This window comes from Actinoplanes sp. L3-i22, assembly GCF_019704555.1.
Classification (GTDB): Bacteria; Actinomycetota; Actinomycetes; order Mycobacteriales; family Micromonosporaceae; genus Actinoplanes.
The window spans coordinates 4,921,207-4,935,324 of sequence record NZ_AP024745.1 but is presented as its reverse complement, the minus strand read 5'-3'; the positions used below and the strand labels follow the sequence as shown (position 1 = coordinate 4,935,324).

12 protein-coding genes are annotated in these 14,118 nt (G+C 71.9%); 4 read left to right on the top strand and 8 right to left on the bottom strand.

Annotation, left to right across the window (positions count from 1 at the left end; translation table 11 throughout):
• Positions 1–108 precede the first annotated feature (108 nt).
• The 3 genes from L3i22_RS21905 (at position 109) to L3i22_RS21895 (ending at position 2,689) form a co-directional block, all read left to right on the top strand.
• Positions 109–1,734 (top strand): diguanylate cyclase, encoded by a 1,626-nt coding sequence (locus tag L3i22_RS21905; protein WP_221328819.1) that lies wholly within the window; start codon positions 109–111, stop codon positions 1,732–1,734.
• A gap of 21 nt (positions 1,735–1,755) precedes the next feature.
• The gene (locus L3i22_RS21900; protein WP_221328818.1) at positions 1,756–2,232 is read left to right on the top strand and encodes a hypothetical protein; all 477 of its coding nucleotides are present in this window, start codon (positions 1,756–1,758) and stop codon (positions 2,230–2,232) included.
• 253 nt (positions 2,233–2,485) lie between these two features.
• Positions 2,486–2,689 (top strand): cold-shock protein, encoded by a 204-nt coding sequence (locus L3i22_RS21895; RefSeq protein ID WP_221328817.1) that lies wholly within the window; start codon positions 2,486–2,488, stop codon positions 2,687–2,689.
• Positions 2,690–2,886: 197 nt separating this feature from the next.
• Here L3i22_RS21895 and L3i22_RS21890 read toward each other — a convergent pair whose 3' ends face one another.
• Complete coding sequence (locus tag L3i22_RS21890) at positions 2,887–3,186, bottom strand: hypothetical protein (RefSeq protein WP_221328816.1); 300 nt, start codon at positions 3,184–3,186, stop codon at positions 2,887–2,889.
• Positions 3,187–3,306: 120 nt separating this feature from the next.
• On the opposite strand from L3i22_RS21890, the gene L3i22_RS21885 reads away from it, so the two are divergent.
• A complete protein-coding gene (locus L3i22_RS21885) occupies positions 3,307–3,957 on the top strand; it encodes a hypothetical protein (protein WP_221328815.1) in 651 nt (216 codons plus the stop codon).
• 111 nt (positions 3,958–4,068) lie between these two features.
• On the opposite strand, the gene narI is transcribed toward L3i22_RS21885, so the two are convergent.
• The 7 genes from narI to L3i22_RS21850 form a co-directional block, all read right to left on the bottom strand.
• Positions 4,069–4,803, bottom strand: a complete 735-nt coding sequence (narI, locus tag L3i22_RS21880; protein ID WP_221328814.1) for a respiratory nitrate reductase subunit gamma — start codon at positions 4,801–4,803, stop codon at positions 4,069–4,071.
• Positions 4,800–5,402: a nitrate reductase molybdenum cofactor assembly chaperone gene (narJ, locus tag L3i22_RS21875; RefSeq protein ID WP_221328813.1), complete on the bottom strand. Its 603-nt coding sequence runs from the start codon at positions 5,400–5,402 to the stop codon at positions 4,800–4,802. The genes narI and narJ overlap by 4 nt, the downstream gene beginning before the upstream one ends.
• Positions 5,399–7,042: a nitrate reductase subunit beta gene (narH, locus tag L3i22_RS21870; RefSeq protein ID WP_221328812.1), complete on the bottom strand. Its 1,644-nt coding sequence runs from the start codon at positions 7,040–7,042 to the stop codon at positions 5,399–5,401. The genes narJ and narH overlap by 4 nt, the downstream gene beginning before the upstream one ends.
• Positions 7,042–10,722: a nitrate reductase subunit alpha gene (locus L3i22_RS21865; RefSeq protein WP_221328811.1), complete on the bottom strand. Its 3,681-nt coding sequence runs from the start codon at positions 10,720–10,722 to the stop codon at positions 7,042–7,044. Before L3i22_RS21865 ends, narH begins: the two co-directional genes overlap by 1 nt.
• Positions 10,719–11,978, bottom strand: coding sequence for an MFS transporter (locus L3i22_RS21860; protein WP_221328810.1), 1,260 nt, complete (start codon positions 11,976–11,978; stop codon positions 10,719–10,721). The genes L3i22_RS21865 and L3i22_RS21860 overlap by 4 nt, the downstream gene beginning before the upstream one ends.
• Before the next feature lie 101 nt (positions 11,979–12,079).
• Positions 12,080–13,456: an FAD-binding oxidoreductase gene (locus L3i22_RS21855; protein ID WP_221328809.1), complete on the bottom strand. Its 1,377-nt coding sequence runs from the start codon at positions 13,454–13,456 to the stop codon at positions 12,080–12,082.
• A gap of 21 nt (positions 13,457–13,477) precedes the next feature.
• Positions 13,478–13,990 carry a sigma-70 family RNA polymerase sigma factor gene (locus L3i22_RS21850; protein WP_221328808.1) on the bottom strand — a complete coding sequence of 171 codons (513 nt, stop codon included), beginning with the start codon at positions 13,988–13,990 and terminating at the stop codon, positions 13,478–13,480.
• Positions 13,991–14,118 lie beyond the last annotated feature (128 nt).

Genomic DNA, 14,118 nt, shown 5'->3' with positions numbered 1-14,118 from the left:
TACGGTCCTGAACAGTCTGTCCGCCGACCGGCCCGGATCGGTTCATGACCATCGGCAGGCGTGAGCGGGGCTCTCAGGTCGGGATCTGTCCGGCCGATACGACGGGTCGTGAACGCCCAGCCTGAGGTCCAGACCCGTGACGACGCGTCGTCGCTGGTCCAGCAAGCGCAGGCACACCTCGACATGGCCCGGTACAGCCCGGCGATGGAACTCGCCGAGCGCGCCGAGACCCTGGCCGACACCGACGGGGTGCGCGCGCACGCCCTGGCGGTGATCGCCGCCTGCCACCACCGGCTGGACCGGTACGCGCAGAGCATCGAGGTGGGGCTGCAGGCCGTCCGGTTGTGGCACGAGCTCGGCGACCTGGCCGGGGAGTCGTCGGTGCGCTCCACCATCGCCCGGGTCCTGATCCTCACCGGCGACCTGACCGAGGCGCTCGACGAGGGGCTGATCGCCCTGGAACTGGCCGAGCTCAGCGGCGAGCTACGGCCCCGGCAGCTGGCGCTGACCGCGATCGGCATCGTGCACCTGTGCCTGCGCCAGTACGAGATGTCGATGGAGTACTGCGAGCGGGCCGCCGAGACCGCCCGGCTGCTCGGTGACGTCGCCGTGCACGGCAGTCTGATCGACACCATCGCCTGCGTGCTGATGGGCCAGGCGCACGCCGCCCGGGAGGAGGGCGACGAGCCGACCGCGCTCGCCCACGGCGAACTCGCGATCGACCGGGCCCGCGAGGCGATGGAGACCGGCCGCGCGGCCGGGCACCGCTACTTCCAGGCCAACGCGCTGGGCAACCTGGCCGAGATGCTCGCCTTCGTCGGCCGTCCGCAGGAGGCGCTGGCGATGATGGAGACCTTCCGGATCGATCCGGAGCTGGACTCGGTCTCCACCATCACCCACCACCTGGACACCCGCGGCTGCATCTACATGGCGCTGCGGGACTACGACCAGGCCGCCCGGCTCTTCGCCGAGGCCCTGGAGCGGTGCGTGGGCAACAACGCCGCGATGTACTACTGCGAGCACCTGTCCGAGGCGCACGAGAAGAACGAGAACTTCCGCGCCGCGCTGGAGTACCACAAGCGCTTCCACACCCTGTTCACCCTGGTCGCCTCCGAGGCCGCGCAGCGCAGCGCCAACATCGCCGCGATCCGGCTGGAGACCGCCCGGGCCCAGCAGTACGCCATGCGCGAACGCGCCCGCGCCGAGGACCTGTACCACTCGAACCTGGAGCTGACCCGGCACGCCGAGAGCCTGCTGCAGCAGAGCCTGGAGGACCCGCTGACCGGCCTGGCCAACCGCCGGCTGCTGGACCGGCTGCTGGCGACCGACGGGGCGCGGTACTCGATCGCGCTGCTCGACGTGGACCACTTCAAGCGGGTCAACGACAACCACTCGCACCAGATCGGCGACGAGGTGCTGCGTCAGCTGGGCCGGCTGCTGCAGCAGTCCGGCGGGCCGGCCGATCACGCGGCCCGCTACGGCGGCGAGGAGTTCGCGCTGCTGCTCAGCGAGAGCGACGACGAGCCGGGCGACGCCGTCGCCGAGCGGCTGCGGGCGACGATCGAGACGTACGACTGGAGCGTGATCGCACCGGACCTGCGGGTCACCGTGAGCATCGGGGTGGCCGCACACCACGAGGCCGACTCGGCCGCCGGCCTGCTGGAGATCGCCGACCGCCGGCTGTACGAGGCCAAGCACGGCGGCCGCAACCGGGTCGCCGGTCCGAACCGGTAGTACGCCGTTACCATTCGCGGCGTGGGCATGTACCTGGTCGATGTCAGCGCCGACAGCTGGGCGCACGACGGCTATGCCGGCCTGCTCGACGCGGCGTTCGCGGCGCGCGATCTGCCGGCCTGGACCGGCCCGCCGGGCCCGGGCGGGCGCTTCGAGGAGAAGCTGATCCCGAGCATGGACGCGTTCGCCGAGCTGTGCGCGCGGCACGGCGCGGCCGAGTTCCTGGACGCCTCGCTGTTCGTGCCGGTGGACTTCGCCGGCCTGATCGAGCTTCCGCGGGCCAGTTCCTTCGACGACGTGACGAACGTGTTCAGCGCGCAGCGGCTGCGCGCGGCGATCGCACCGATCGCCGCCGGCATCGCTCTGCCCGCAGGCCTGCCCAGCGGGCCGATGGCGCTGACCAATGCCGTCGACGATCCGCTGGTCTTCTACGTGGCGCTGTTTCAGCAGGCAGCCGAGTTCTCGGTAGGCCACGGCCGGCCGCTGACCTACGTCTGATCGGCCGCCCGGCGAGTCGACTCGGTCACCTTCGACACGCTCAATCGGGCGATTGCCGGTTGGCACGTCTGGATCATGTGGTAGCTTTTCCTCGTTGCAGTTTTGATTTCCAAAGACGTTAGCGGCGCCTGATGGGGAACATAAACCCGTATAGGCGCTTTTCGTTTGTCGTGTCGTTTTCGACGCGGGTGATCAACGCGGCGGCGCCAGAGGTCGCACGGTGCGGCTTCTACAGCCCGCAAAGGAGATAGACATGACTACAGGTACCGTGAAGTGGTTCAACGCTGACAAGGGCTTCGGCTTCATCAGCCCGGACGACGGCGGCGCTGACGTCTTCGCCCACTTCTCCGCCATCGCGTCGAGCGGCTTCCGCAGCCTCGACGAGAACCAGAAGGTGGAGTTCGACATCACCCAGGGCCAGAAGGGCCCGCAGGCGGAGAACATCCGCCCGCTCTGATTTACCTGTTCTGAACGGCGGCTCGACTGTTTCAGTCGGGCCGCCGTTCGGCGTTTCCGGCCCCCGGCCGGGCCGCCGTCCGGCCCCCGGGCAGGCTGCCGTTCAGCGTCGCCAGCCTCCGGCCGGGCCGCCGCCCGGCGCCCGGGCAGGCCGCCGCCCGGCGTTTCCGGCGCCTGGTCAGGCCGCCCGCAAAGCCATCACCGCGCTGCCCGCCGCTGCTGGCCGCGCAGGACGGTGGACGCGGCCGAGGCCGTGAGCGACAGCGCCGCGAACGCCAGGTGGTAGCCGGCGACCGGCGCCCAGCCGGACGCGGTCGCGCGGGACAGGATCACCGCGACCAGGGCCAGCCCCACCACGCCACCCACCCGTTGCAGAATGTTCACCACGGCCGTGGCATCCGGCAACTGCTCGCGGCGAACCGCCGCGTAGGCCGACGACACCAGCGGCATCGCCCCGGCCCCGGCGGAACGGGAGACGCTGCACCGGCTCTCGCTCAAGGCCCTGGGCTACGACGACGAGGGGTGACCCCGCTACCGGACGGCAACCGGCACACGCCCGCGCTGCACTCACCCGGATGAAGTCTGGGCTGGTCCCTCCCCCGGTAACAAGGAGTTCTCATGCGCGTGCGTCGTACCGCAGTGGCGGTGGCCGTGGCCGCCGGCATCCTGGTCCCCAGCGTGTCCACCGCCGCGGTCGCCTGGGCCAAGCCGGCCGGCAAGTCGTCCGAGCACGCGCCGTCGGCCAAGCCCAGCGCGACCGAGAAGCCCGGTAAACACGGCAAACCCGCCAAGCCCGCGAAGCCGGCCAAGGCGAACTTCGCGGCGAACGGCTCGATCACGGCCGTCGACAGCACCCTGGGTACGGTGACCGTCGCGGTCAAGGCCGGGACCAAGGACGTCAAGGGCCACACCGTCAGCATCCTGCTGCCCAGCAGCGTGCGCATCGTGCTCAACGGCGCGCCGGCCACGGCCGCCGACCTCAAGGCGGGGTTCCGGATCACCGTCACCGGAACCCGGTCGGGAACCGTCTACACGGCGTCGAAGGTGCAGGCCAGGTCCTCGACGCCGACCGCCACCCCGACCGCCACGCCGTCAGGCACGCCGACGGCGACGCCGACTGTCACCCCGACCACCACCCCGACAGGCACCCCGACAGGCACGCCGACAGCGACGCCGACTGTCAGCCCGACCGCGACTCCGACAGGCACGCCCAGCACCGCGCCCACCGGCCAGCCGAGCGTGGACCCGTCCGCGCAGCCCACCACCTGATCGCGGGGAGCACGGCCGGGCGTTCGCGCACGAGCTCGCGTTCTCCGTTCGTACCGTAATCGTGGTCTTGCTGGTTTTGGGGGGTTGATCGGGCAAGCGCGGCGGGCCGGGTCAGCCGGGCCGGTCCCAGCCGCGGCGTGGGGTGCGGCTGCCGAGCTGCTCGTCGCGGCTGCGGTAGACGATGTAGGGGCGGGTGAGGTAGCCCACCGGCGCGGAGAAGACGTGCACGAGGCGGCTGAAGGGCCAGAACGCGAACAGCACCCAGGCGGCCAGGACGTGCAGCCGGAAGCCGATCGGCGCCGCGCGGATCAGGTCGGTGTCCGGGTGCAGGTAGAAGATCGACCGGAACCACGGCGCCACCGTCTGCCGGTAGTCGTGCGGGTGACCGGTGAGGTTGCCCAGCACGGTGGCGCCCAGGCCGAGCAGCAGGGTGCCGATCAGCAGCACGTACATGATCTTGTCGTTGCGGGTGGTGGCGGAGAAGACCGGGCCGACGGTACGGCGGCGGTAGATCAGGATGGCCGCCCCGGCCAGCGTGCAGACGCCGGCCACGGTGCCGATCCCGAAGGCGACGCCGTGGTAGACGCTCTCGCTGATCCCGGCGGCCTCGGTCCACGACTCGGGGATGAGCAGGCCGCCGACGTGCCCGAGCACGACGAACAGGATGCCGAAGTGGAACAGCGGGCTGCCCAGGCGCAGCAGCCGCCGTTCGTGCAGTTGCGAGGAGCGGGTGGTCCAGCCGAACTTGTCGTAGCGGTAGCGCCAGATGTGCCCGCCGGCGAAGACCGCGATGGCGACGTACGGGAGGACGGCGAACAACAGCACGTCGCCGGTGGCCGAGGTCATCGCAGTGCTCCCGGTGGTGCGAACGGCTCCAGCCCGACCTGCTCCTCGGGCGGTCCGAGGGCGGCGAGCCGGGCGACGGCGTCCCGCTGGTCCCCGGCCAGCGGCGGAAGGGTGGCCGAGATCGAGTCGAGGAGATCGGCCCACGGGGAGCCGGCGTCGCGCAGGGCCAGGCGCAGCAGTTCCAGGCCGGCGCGGTGCGCCAGCAGCAGGGTGCGGCCCGTGGCGGGCCGGGCCGCGGCGTATTCCAGCATGACCGCGAGGTGGTCGGGCAGTTCGTCGTCGACCAGCTGCAGGCCGTCGGCGGCATAGGTCTGTTTGAGACTCAGCAGGGCCATGCCGCGGTTGCGGGTGTCGCCGTGGGCGTAGTAGGTCAGGAACAGGCAGCAGCGTTTGCGGTGGTCGAAGGTGGCCACGTAGTCGGCGGCCGACCGGCCCGGCGGGGTGGCCCGCAGATGCTCGACGAATCGGCGCAGCGGGGCGCCGACGGTCCCGCCGAGGGTGTCGGCGACCCGGGCCAGCAGGTCGAGCCGGCTCAGCAGTTGCTCGTCGGGGTAGCCGAGCAGCAGGGACTGGGCCTGCCAGGCCCGGGCGTCGCTCATGGTTCCCGCCGGGGCGGGAACAGTCCTTCGGGGCGGCCCTTGCCGTCCCAGTTCAGCAGGTTGACCCGGCGCGGCCCGTCGCCCGGTTCGGTGGTCTGCCGCTCGCGCAGCAGGTGGAAGTTCTCCACGGCGATCGGCGTCGGCGCGCCGGAGGACTCCCCGAACGGTCCGGAGCCGCCCATGCCGGGACCGCCGTCGTAGTCCAGGGAGCATGCGGTGGCCAACTCCTCCAGGCTGTGGGCCTGTTCGGCGTGCGCCGGCGGGATGACGTAGCGCTCGTCGTACTTGGCCAGGGCGAGCAGCCGGTACATGTCGTACAGCTGCTCGCCGGTCATGCCGACCGCCGCGGGGATCGTCTCGTCCGGGTCGCGGCCCAGGGTGATGTCGCGCAGGTAGGAGCGCATCGCGGCCAGCCGGCGCAGGACCGCGTCGACCGGTGCCGGATCCCCGGCGGTGAACAGCTGCGCCAGGTAGTCGATCGGGATGCGCAGCGCCTCGATGGCGGCGAACAGGTTGCCCCGGTCCTCGGCGTCGTAGCCGGTGTCGCGCACGACGTCGACCACCGGCGACAGCGGCGGGATGTACCAGACCATCGGCAGGGTGCGGTACTCCGGGTGCAGCGGCAGCGCCACCTTGAACGTGTTGATCAGGGCGTGGATCGGCGAGCGGCGCGCGGCCTCGATCCAGTCCCGGGCGATGCCGGCCTGTTCGGCGGCGGCGATCACGGCCGGGTCGGCCGGGTCGAGGAACACCTGCCGCTGCGCCTCGTACAGGTCGTGGTCGTCGGGGGTCGAGGCGGCCTCGAGGACCCGGTCGGCGTCGTAGAGGACCAGCCCGATGTAGCGCAGCCGGCCGACGCAGGTCTCCGAGCAGACCGTGGGGATGCCCACCTCGACCCGGGGGAAGCAGAACGTGCACTTCTCGGCCTTGCCGGTGCGGTGGTTGAAGTACACCTTCTTGTACGGGCAGCCGGACACGCACATCCGCCAGCCCCGGCACCGGTCCTGGTCGACCAGCACGATCCCGTCCTCGGTGCGCTTGTAGATCGCGCCCGACGGGCACGAGGCGGCGCACGACGGGTTGAGGCAGTGCTCGCAGATGCGCGGCAGGTAGAACATGAAGGTCTGCTCGAACTCCAGCTTCACCTTGTCGGCGATGCTCTTGAGCAGCACGTCCTTGTCGCCGTGATCCGCCGAGCCGCCGAGGTCGTCGTCCCAGTTCGCCGACCAGGTGACGTTCATGTCCCGGCCGGTGAGCAGCGACTTCGGGCGGGCGACCGGGGTGTGCTCCTGCAGCGGCGCGCTGGTCAGCGTCTCGTAGTCGTAGGTCCAGGGCTCGTAGTAGTCGTCGATGGACGGCAGCTTCGGATTGGCGAAGATGCTCAGCAGCTTCTTGAACCGGCCGCCGCCGGCGAGGGTGAGCCGGCCGCGCCGGTTGAGCCGCCAGCCGCCCTGCCACTTCTGCTGGTCCTCGTAGCGGCGCGGGTAGCCCTGGCCGGGCCGGGTCTCGACGTTGTTGAACCACACGTACTCGACGCCGGTGCGGTTGGTCCAGGCCTGTTTGCAGGTGACCGAGCAGGTGTGACAGCCGATGCACTTGTCGAGGTTCATCACCATCGCCAGCTGAGCCATCACGCGCATCAGTACTCCACCTCCTGGGAACGCCGCCGGATCACGGTGACCTCGTCGCGCTGGTTCCCGGTCGGGCCGAGGTAGTTGAACGCGAACGACAGCTGGGCGTACCCGCCGATCAGGTGCGTCGGCTTGATCAGCAGCCGGGTCAGCGAGTTGTGGATGCCGCCGCGCCGGCCGTTGGTCTCGGTGCGTGGCACGTCGATCAGCCGGTCCTGGGCGTGGTGCATGTAGACCGTGCCCTCGGGCATGCGGTGCGAGACGATCGCGCGGGCCACCACGACCCCGTTGCGGTTGACCGCCTCGATCCAGTCGTTGTCGTGCACCCCGATCTTCGCCGCGTCCTGCTTCGACACCCAGATGTTCGGCCCGCCGCGCGAGAGCGAGAGCATGAACAGGTTGTCCTGGTACTCGGAGTGGATCGACCACTTGTTGTGCGGGGTGAGGTAGCGCACGGTGATGCCGAGCTCGCCCCGGTCGCCGACGCGGGGTTCACCGAACAGCGCGTGCATGTTCAGCGGTGGCCGGTAGGTGGGCAGCCACTCCCCCAGCTCGGCCATCCAGTCGTGGTCCAGGTAGAAACTCTGCCGGCCGCTGAGGGTGTGCCACGGTTTGAGCCGTTCGACGTTGATGACGAACGGCGAGTAGCGCCGGCCGCCGGACTCCGACCCGGACCACTCCGGGGAGGTGATCACCGGGGTCGGGCGGGCCTGCGTGTCGGCGAACGTGATCTGTCTGCCCTCGTGCTCCCGCGCCAGGTCGGCCAGCCGCACCCCGGTCCGCTTCTCCAGGGTGCGGAAGCCCTGCACGGCCAGCTGCCCGTTGGTGGTGCCGGACAGGGCCAGGATCGCCTCGCAGGCCTGCACGTCGCGGGCGATCGACGGGCGCCCGTCGGCGACGCCGCCGCGGACCACACCGTTCTTGTGGCGCAGGTAGTCGAGCTGCGCGCCGACCTCGAAGGTGACGCCCTTGGTGGTCGCGCCGAGGGTGTCCAGCAGCGGGCCGAGGGCGGCCATCTTGGCGGCGACCGCCGGGTAGTCGCGCTCGACCGTGACCAGCTTGGGCATGGTCTGCCCGGGGATCGGGTCGCACTCGCCGGCCTTCCAGTCCCGGACCCGGCCGTGCGGGTTGGCCAGTTCGTCGGGGGTGTCGTGCAGCAGCGGCGCGGCGACCACGTCGGTGCGGGTGCCCAGGTGGGTGGCGGCCAGGGCGCTGAAGGCGGTCGCGATGGTCGCGAACGCGTCCCAGTCGGTGCGGGTCTGCCAGGGCGGGGCGATGGCCGGGTTGAACGAGTGCACGAACGGGTGCATGTCGGTGGTGTTCAGGTCGTGCTTCTCGTACCAGGTCGCCGCGGGCAGCACCACGTCGGAGAAGATCGTCGTGGAGGTCATCCGGAAGTCCAGGGTGAGCAGCAGGTCCAGCTTCCCGGTCGGCGCCTGCTCGTGCCAGACCACGTCGCGGGGCCGGTGCTCGGGCGCGGCCTCGCCGGCGCGGACCGCGTGATCGGTGCCGAGCAGGTGGCGCAGGAAGTACTCGTTGCCCTTGGCCGAGGAGCCGAGCAGGTTGGCCCGCCAGACGGTCAGCACCCGCGGGAAGTTCGCCGGGGCGTCCGGGTCCTCACCGGCGAACCGCAGGTCGCCGCCGCGGAGCCGGTCGACGATGTGCTCGGCGACCGGCACCCCGGCCGCCGCGGCCTCGTCGGCGAGCTCGAGCGGGTTGCGGTCGAAGGTCGGGTACGACGGCATCCAGCCCATCCGCGCGGACGCGGCGATCAGGTCGGCGGTGGACCGGCCGGCGAAGCCGCCGCTCGCCTGCCCGGTCGCCAGGGTGGCGGCGGAGAACGGGTCGTAGCGGAACTGGTCGGTGTGCAGATACCAGTACGCCGTCTGGATCATCTGCCGGCCCGGCCGCGACCAGTCGGACGCGGTGCCCAGCACCGAGTAGCCGGTGATCGGGCGAACCTTCTCCTGACCGACGTAGTGCGCCCAGCCGCCGCCGTTGACCCCCTGGCAACCGGTGATCGTGGTCAGCGTGAGGAAGGAGCGGTAGATGGTGTCCGAGTGGAACCAGTGGTTGGTCCCCGCCCCCATGATGATCATGGAGCGGCCGCCGGACTCCTCGGCGTTGGCGGCGAACTCCCGGGCGATGCGGGCCGCCGCCGGGCCGGGAACGCCGGTGATCGTCTCCTGCCAGGCCGGGGTGTAAGGCTGGGCGGCGTCGTCGTAGCCGCTGGGCCACTGTCCGGGCAGCCCCGGCCTGCCGACGCCGTACTGCGCGAGCATCAGGTCGTAGACGGTGGTGACCAGATGCCCGCCGATGCGCCGCACCGGGACGCCCCGGCGCGACACGCCGGCCGCGCCGGACGCGGTGTCGAAGCGCGGCAGGACCACCTCGACCGCCGGCTGCGGGCCGCCGGCCGCCGACAGCAGGGGCTCGACGTCGCCGAGGTCGAGGTTCCACCGGCCGGCGCCGGCCGCACCGAACCGGAAGCCGAGCGATCCGTTGGGCACCACCGGCGTGCCGTCCGCGTCGAGCAGCACCGTCTTGAAGGCGGCGTGCTCGGCGCCGGCCAGCGCCCCGGGCAGCTGCTCGGCGGTGAGCAGCTTGCCCGGCCGGTACGCCCCGTCGCCGTCCTCGTCGAGGATGACCAGGAACGGCAGGTCGGTGTACTTGGCGACGTAGCCGGCGAAGTAGGCGGCCGGCCGGTCGACGAAGAACTCCTTGAGGATGACGTGGCCCATCGCCATCGCCAGGGCGCCGTCGGTGCCCGGGGCGGGGGCCAGCCACTCGTCGGCGAACTTGACGTTGTCGGCGTAGTCCGGCGCGACCGCGATCACCTTCTGCCCCCGGTAGCGGGCCTCGGCCATCCAGTGCGCGTCCGGGGTCCGGGTGACCGGCAGGTTGGAACCCCACATGATCAGGTAGCCGGCGTCCCACCAGTCCCCGGACTCGGGCACGTCGGTCTGGTCGCCGAAGACCTGCGGGGAGGCCACCGGCAGGTCGGCGTACCAGTCGTAGAACGACAGCATCACGCCGCCGAGCAGGTGGTAGAACCGGGCGCCGGCGGCGTGCGAGACCATCGACATCGCCGGGATCGGGGAGAACCCGGCCAGCCGGTCCGGGCCGTACTCCTTGATCGTGTGCACGTGCGCGGCGGCGATCAGCTCGGTCGCCTCCGCCCAGGTGGCGCGCACCAGGCCGCCCTTGCCGCGCGCCGACTTGTACCGGCGGGCCTTCGCCGGATCGCCGGTGATCTCCGCCCAGGCGGCGACCGGATCCGCCAGGCGGACGCGCGCCTCCCGGTACATCTCGAGCAGCACCCCGCGCACGTACGGGTAGCGCACCCGGGTCGGCGAGTAGGTGTACCAGGAGAACGCCGCGCCCCGCGGGCAGCCGCGCGGTTCGTACTCCGGCCGGTCCGGGCCCACCGACGGGTAGTCGGTCTGCTGCGACTCCCAGGTGATGATGCCGTCCTTGACGTACACCTTCCACGAGCAGGAGCCGGTGCAGTTCACCCCGTGGGTCGACCGCACCACCTTGTCATGTGACCAGCGGTCGCGGTAGAACGCGTCCGACTGGCGTCCGCCGATCTGATACAGCGTGCGGTGGTCGGCCGAGACCTCGCCGCGGGTGAAGAACCGGCGGGTGCCGGCCAGCGCCTCGGTCAGCGGATCGGTGCGGCCGGTCATGATCGGTCCTCCCGTAGCTCGCTTCCGGGTGGTGCGGTGACCCGGGGGTCCGGGCCGGTCGCCGATCGGGCGACGCTGCCGGCGACGGCGGTGACGGTCAGCCCCAGCGCGGCGAGCGCGACGACCGCGAGGGCGGCCAGGCCCAGCGCGTACGAGCCGTACTGACCGTAGAGCGCTCCCATGATCAGCGGCGGGACGAACCCGCCCAGGCCGCCGGCGGCGCCGACGATCCCGGTCACCGAGCCGACCTTGTTCTGCGGCGCCAGCAGGGCGACCAGCGCGAACGTCGCCCCGCTGCCGGCGCCCAGCGCCGCGGCCATGGCCAGGAACGCGACCGTGCCCCACGGCGCGAGCCCGGGGGTGAACGCCTGCCCGGCCGCGCCGGCGACCACCACGGCCAGCGACACCGCCAGCACCCGGGTGGGGGCCAGCCGGTCGGACAGCCAGCCGCCGACCGGGCGCATCACCACGGCCAGCAGCACGAACCCGGCCATCCGGTTGGCCGCGTCGGCCTGGGTCAGCCCGTAGGCGGTCCGCAGGTAGGCCGGCAGATAGACCGAGAAGGCGACGTACCCGCCGAACAGAACCGCGTACAGCGCGGACGCCTGCCAGGTGATGGCCAGCCGGGCGGTCGCGGCCAGCCGCCGCGACAGCGGCTCGGCCGGCGCGACCCGGCCCGGCGCGTCGCGCAGCAGCAGCCCGGCCAGCAGCGCGTACCCGGCGAGCACGACCGCGGTGACCACGAACGGGGTGGCGATGCCGTGGGCCGTGACCAGCTTGACCGTGCTCAGCGCGCTGATCGCGGTGCCACCCATCCCGGCGCCGAACACCCCGATCGCCAGGCCCCGGCGCTCGGGCGGGAACCAGGCGTTGACGAACGGCACCCCGACGGCGAACGCGGTGCCACCGACACCGAGGAAGAACCCGCCGACCAGCAGCCCGGTCAGCGTGGCGTGCCCGGACAGGCCCAGGTAGAGCACCGGAACGATGGTGATCAGGGAGACCAGCGGGAACATCGCCCGCCCGCCGAACCGGTCGGTCAGCGCGCCGACCGGGATCCGGCCCACCGAGCCGACGACGACCGGGACGGCGACGATCAGGGCCTGCTGGAACGAGCTCAGGTGCAGCACGTCCTTGAACGTCGGGGCGAGCGGGCTGAGCAGCGCCCAGGCCCAGAAGTTGACCGCGAACCCGAGGGTGGCCAGGGCCAGCATCATCGCCGGCCGCGGACCGGAGCGGGGCTGCCCTTGGCTCATCGTCGTCCCCCATCTCGTTCGCGGTGATGCGCGGCCCCTCCCAAGGTCCCGGTTGTCCGCCCGTCCACATAGGGCCGTTGGTCCCGACAGCGTGGCCGGGGTCAGGCGCGCACCAGGTTGTGGTTGACCCGGAACGTGTTGGCCGGGTCGTACTTCTCCTTGACCGCGACAACCCGGTCGTAGAGGTCGGCGCCGTAGATCCCGCGCAGCTCGCCCGGGGTGAGCCCGGCCTCCGGCGAGATGAAGTTGAGCATCTGGCGCGGGTCCGCCCACGGCCGCATGCCCTCGATCACCCGGGTCAGCCAGCCGTTGACGAAGCCGGCCTGCTCCGGCCCGCCGATGCCGAACGCCGTGAACTGGTAGGGCAGCCCCCGGGTGGGCACCGCGTCCGGTGCGTCCGGTGCCCGGTCGAGGGCGCCGCCGAGCAGCCGGATCTCCACGTTGACCAGCGGGCAGCCCGAATCCGGGCCGGTCAGCTCGACCAGCGCGGCCAAGGCCGCGTCCGGAAGCCAGCGCAGGCCGGTGCCGAGGTCGAAGTAGGGCAGCGGTTCGGGCGGGTCGTTGTGGATCGTGCCCGACGCCGCGTACGGCATCTCGGTGACCGTGTCGAACACCGGGTCGCCGAGCCCGCGCATCGGCGTGAGCAGGGCCTCCCCCTCGGCGGCCCCGCCCACGTACGAGTAGCGCAGGTGCACCACGGCCGCCCCGCGCAGCGGTTCCGGCATCCCCGGCAGGTCGGGCAGCCGCTGGATGCCCAGCGAGGTGCCGGCCCGCTCGGGCAGTGTCGGCGCCCAGTCGCGCCAGGCGGGCAGCAGCGTGGCCAGCCGGTCGACCGGGAACCACAGGCCGCCGCCGTACACGGCAGGGATCGGGAAGACGCCGAACTCGACCGCGGTGACCACGCCGAGGTTGCCCTTCGCGCCGCGCAACGCGAAGAACAGGTCACTGTGCTCGGTGGCCCGGCGCAGCTCGCCGTCGGCGGTGACCACCTCGATCGCGGTGACGTGGTCGGAGGCGTAGCCGTGCGAGCGCGCCAGCACCGGGCTCAGCCCGCCGCCGAGCAGGTAGCCGACCACGCCCACGTGCGGCGACGAGCCGTTCATCGCGGCCAGCCCGTGCGCGGCCAGCGGTGCCATCAGCTGCCCCCAGCGCGGCGATCCGGTGACCCGTACCGACGCGCGCGAGGCGTCGACCGTCCACGACGTCATGCGATCCAAAGTCAACATCAACTGCCCTTCCCCGGTACGCGGTTGCAGGTGCCCGCCGCCACGCACGGCCACGGCCAGCCCGTGCCCGGTGGCGAACCGGATCGCGAGTTGCACGTCGCGCACGCTCGCGGCGCCCACCACGATCGCCGGGGTCAGCGGGGAGTTCAGGTTGAAGGTGGCGCACTCCAGGTCGTAGCCGGGGTCGCCGGGCAGGAAGATCGGGCCGGTCAGCTGGCTCGCCAGCGCGGTCACGTCGAATTCTGTACTCATGACTTCTTTCCGGTTGCGGGGTTAATCGGTGGCTGCCATGTCGTTCCGGAGGGCACGCAGCGCGTAGTGGGCCCGGGACTTGACCGTGCCGACCGGCACCCGCAATTTCCGGGCCACCTCGGCCGGCGCCTCGCCGCGCAGATGCAGATCCGCGAGCACGTCGCGGTGGGCGTCACTCAGGTTGCCGAACGCGGCGAGCATCGCCTGGGTGGCCACGGCCAGCTCGGTGCTGTCCTCGGCCGGGCAGGCCCGGTCCAGGTCGACGACCGGGGTCTCCGGCGGCCGGCTGCGCCGGGCCCGGACCAGGTCGATGAGCAGGCGCCGGGCCACCGTGTACAGCCAGCGCCGGGCCCCCTCCGGGTCGTCCGGCAGGTGGTCGGCGTGCCGCCACGCGCGCAGCATGGTCTCCTGCACCAGGTCCTCGGCGGTCTGCCGTTCGCCGCGGGTCAGGCCGATGAGAAAGCCCAGCAGGCCGGCCGCGTGCGCGGCGTGCAGCGCGCCGATCCGGTCGCCGGGCGTCATCGTCGTGGTCATCACGTCCTCCCGGAAACGGTTCGAGGTCCCGGCCGGCCCGGAACGGGTTCGGCTGCCGGGATCGACACTAGGAATGGCTTGTGATGCGCAACTGCCGTGGAAGTGACGTCGCCCGTCACATGCGCGAT

What these genes read in the sequence shown, in the direction of transcription:
- L3i22_RS21895 (WP_221328817.1), top strand. Translation starts at nt 2,486, where the DNA reads ATGACTACAGGTACCGTGAAGTGGTTCAACGCTGACAAGGGCTTCGGC.
- L3i22_RS21885 (WP_221328815.1), top strand. Translation starts at nt 3,307, where the DNA reads ATGCGCGTGCGTCGTACCGCAGTGGCGGTGGCCGTGGCCGCCGGCATC.
- narI (WP_221328814.1), bottom strand. Translation starts at nt 4,803, where the DNA reads ATGACCTCGGCCACCGGCGACGTGCTGTTGTTCGCCGTCCTCCCGTAC.
- narJ (WP_221328813.1), bottom strand. Translation starts at nt 5,402, where the DNA reads ATGAGCGACGCCCGGGCCTGGCAGGCCCAGTCCCTGCTGCTCGGCTAC.
- narH (WP_221328812.1), bottom strand. Translation starts at nt 7,042, where the DNA reads ATGCGCGTGATGGCTCAGCTGGCGATGGTGATGAACCTCGACAAGTGC.
- L3i22_RS21865 (WP_221328811.1), bottom strand. Translation starts at nt 10,722, where the DNA reads ATGACCGGCCGCACCGATCCGCTGACCGAGGCGCTGGCCGGCACCCGC.
- L3i22_RS21860 (WP_221328810.1), bottom strand. Translation starts at nt 11,978, where the DNA reads ATGAGCCAAGGGCAGCCCCGCTCCGGTCCGCGGCCGGCGATGATGCTG.
- L3i22_RS21855 (WP_221328809.1), bottom strand. Translation starts at nt 13,456, where the DNA reads ATGAGTACAGAATTCGACGTGACCGCGCTGGCGAGCCAGCTGACCGGC.
- L3i22_RS21850 (WP_221328808.1), bottom strand. Translation starts at nt 13,990, where the DNA reads ATGACCACGACGATGACGCCCGGCGACCGGATCGGCGCGCTGCACGCC.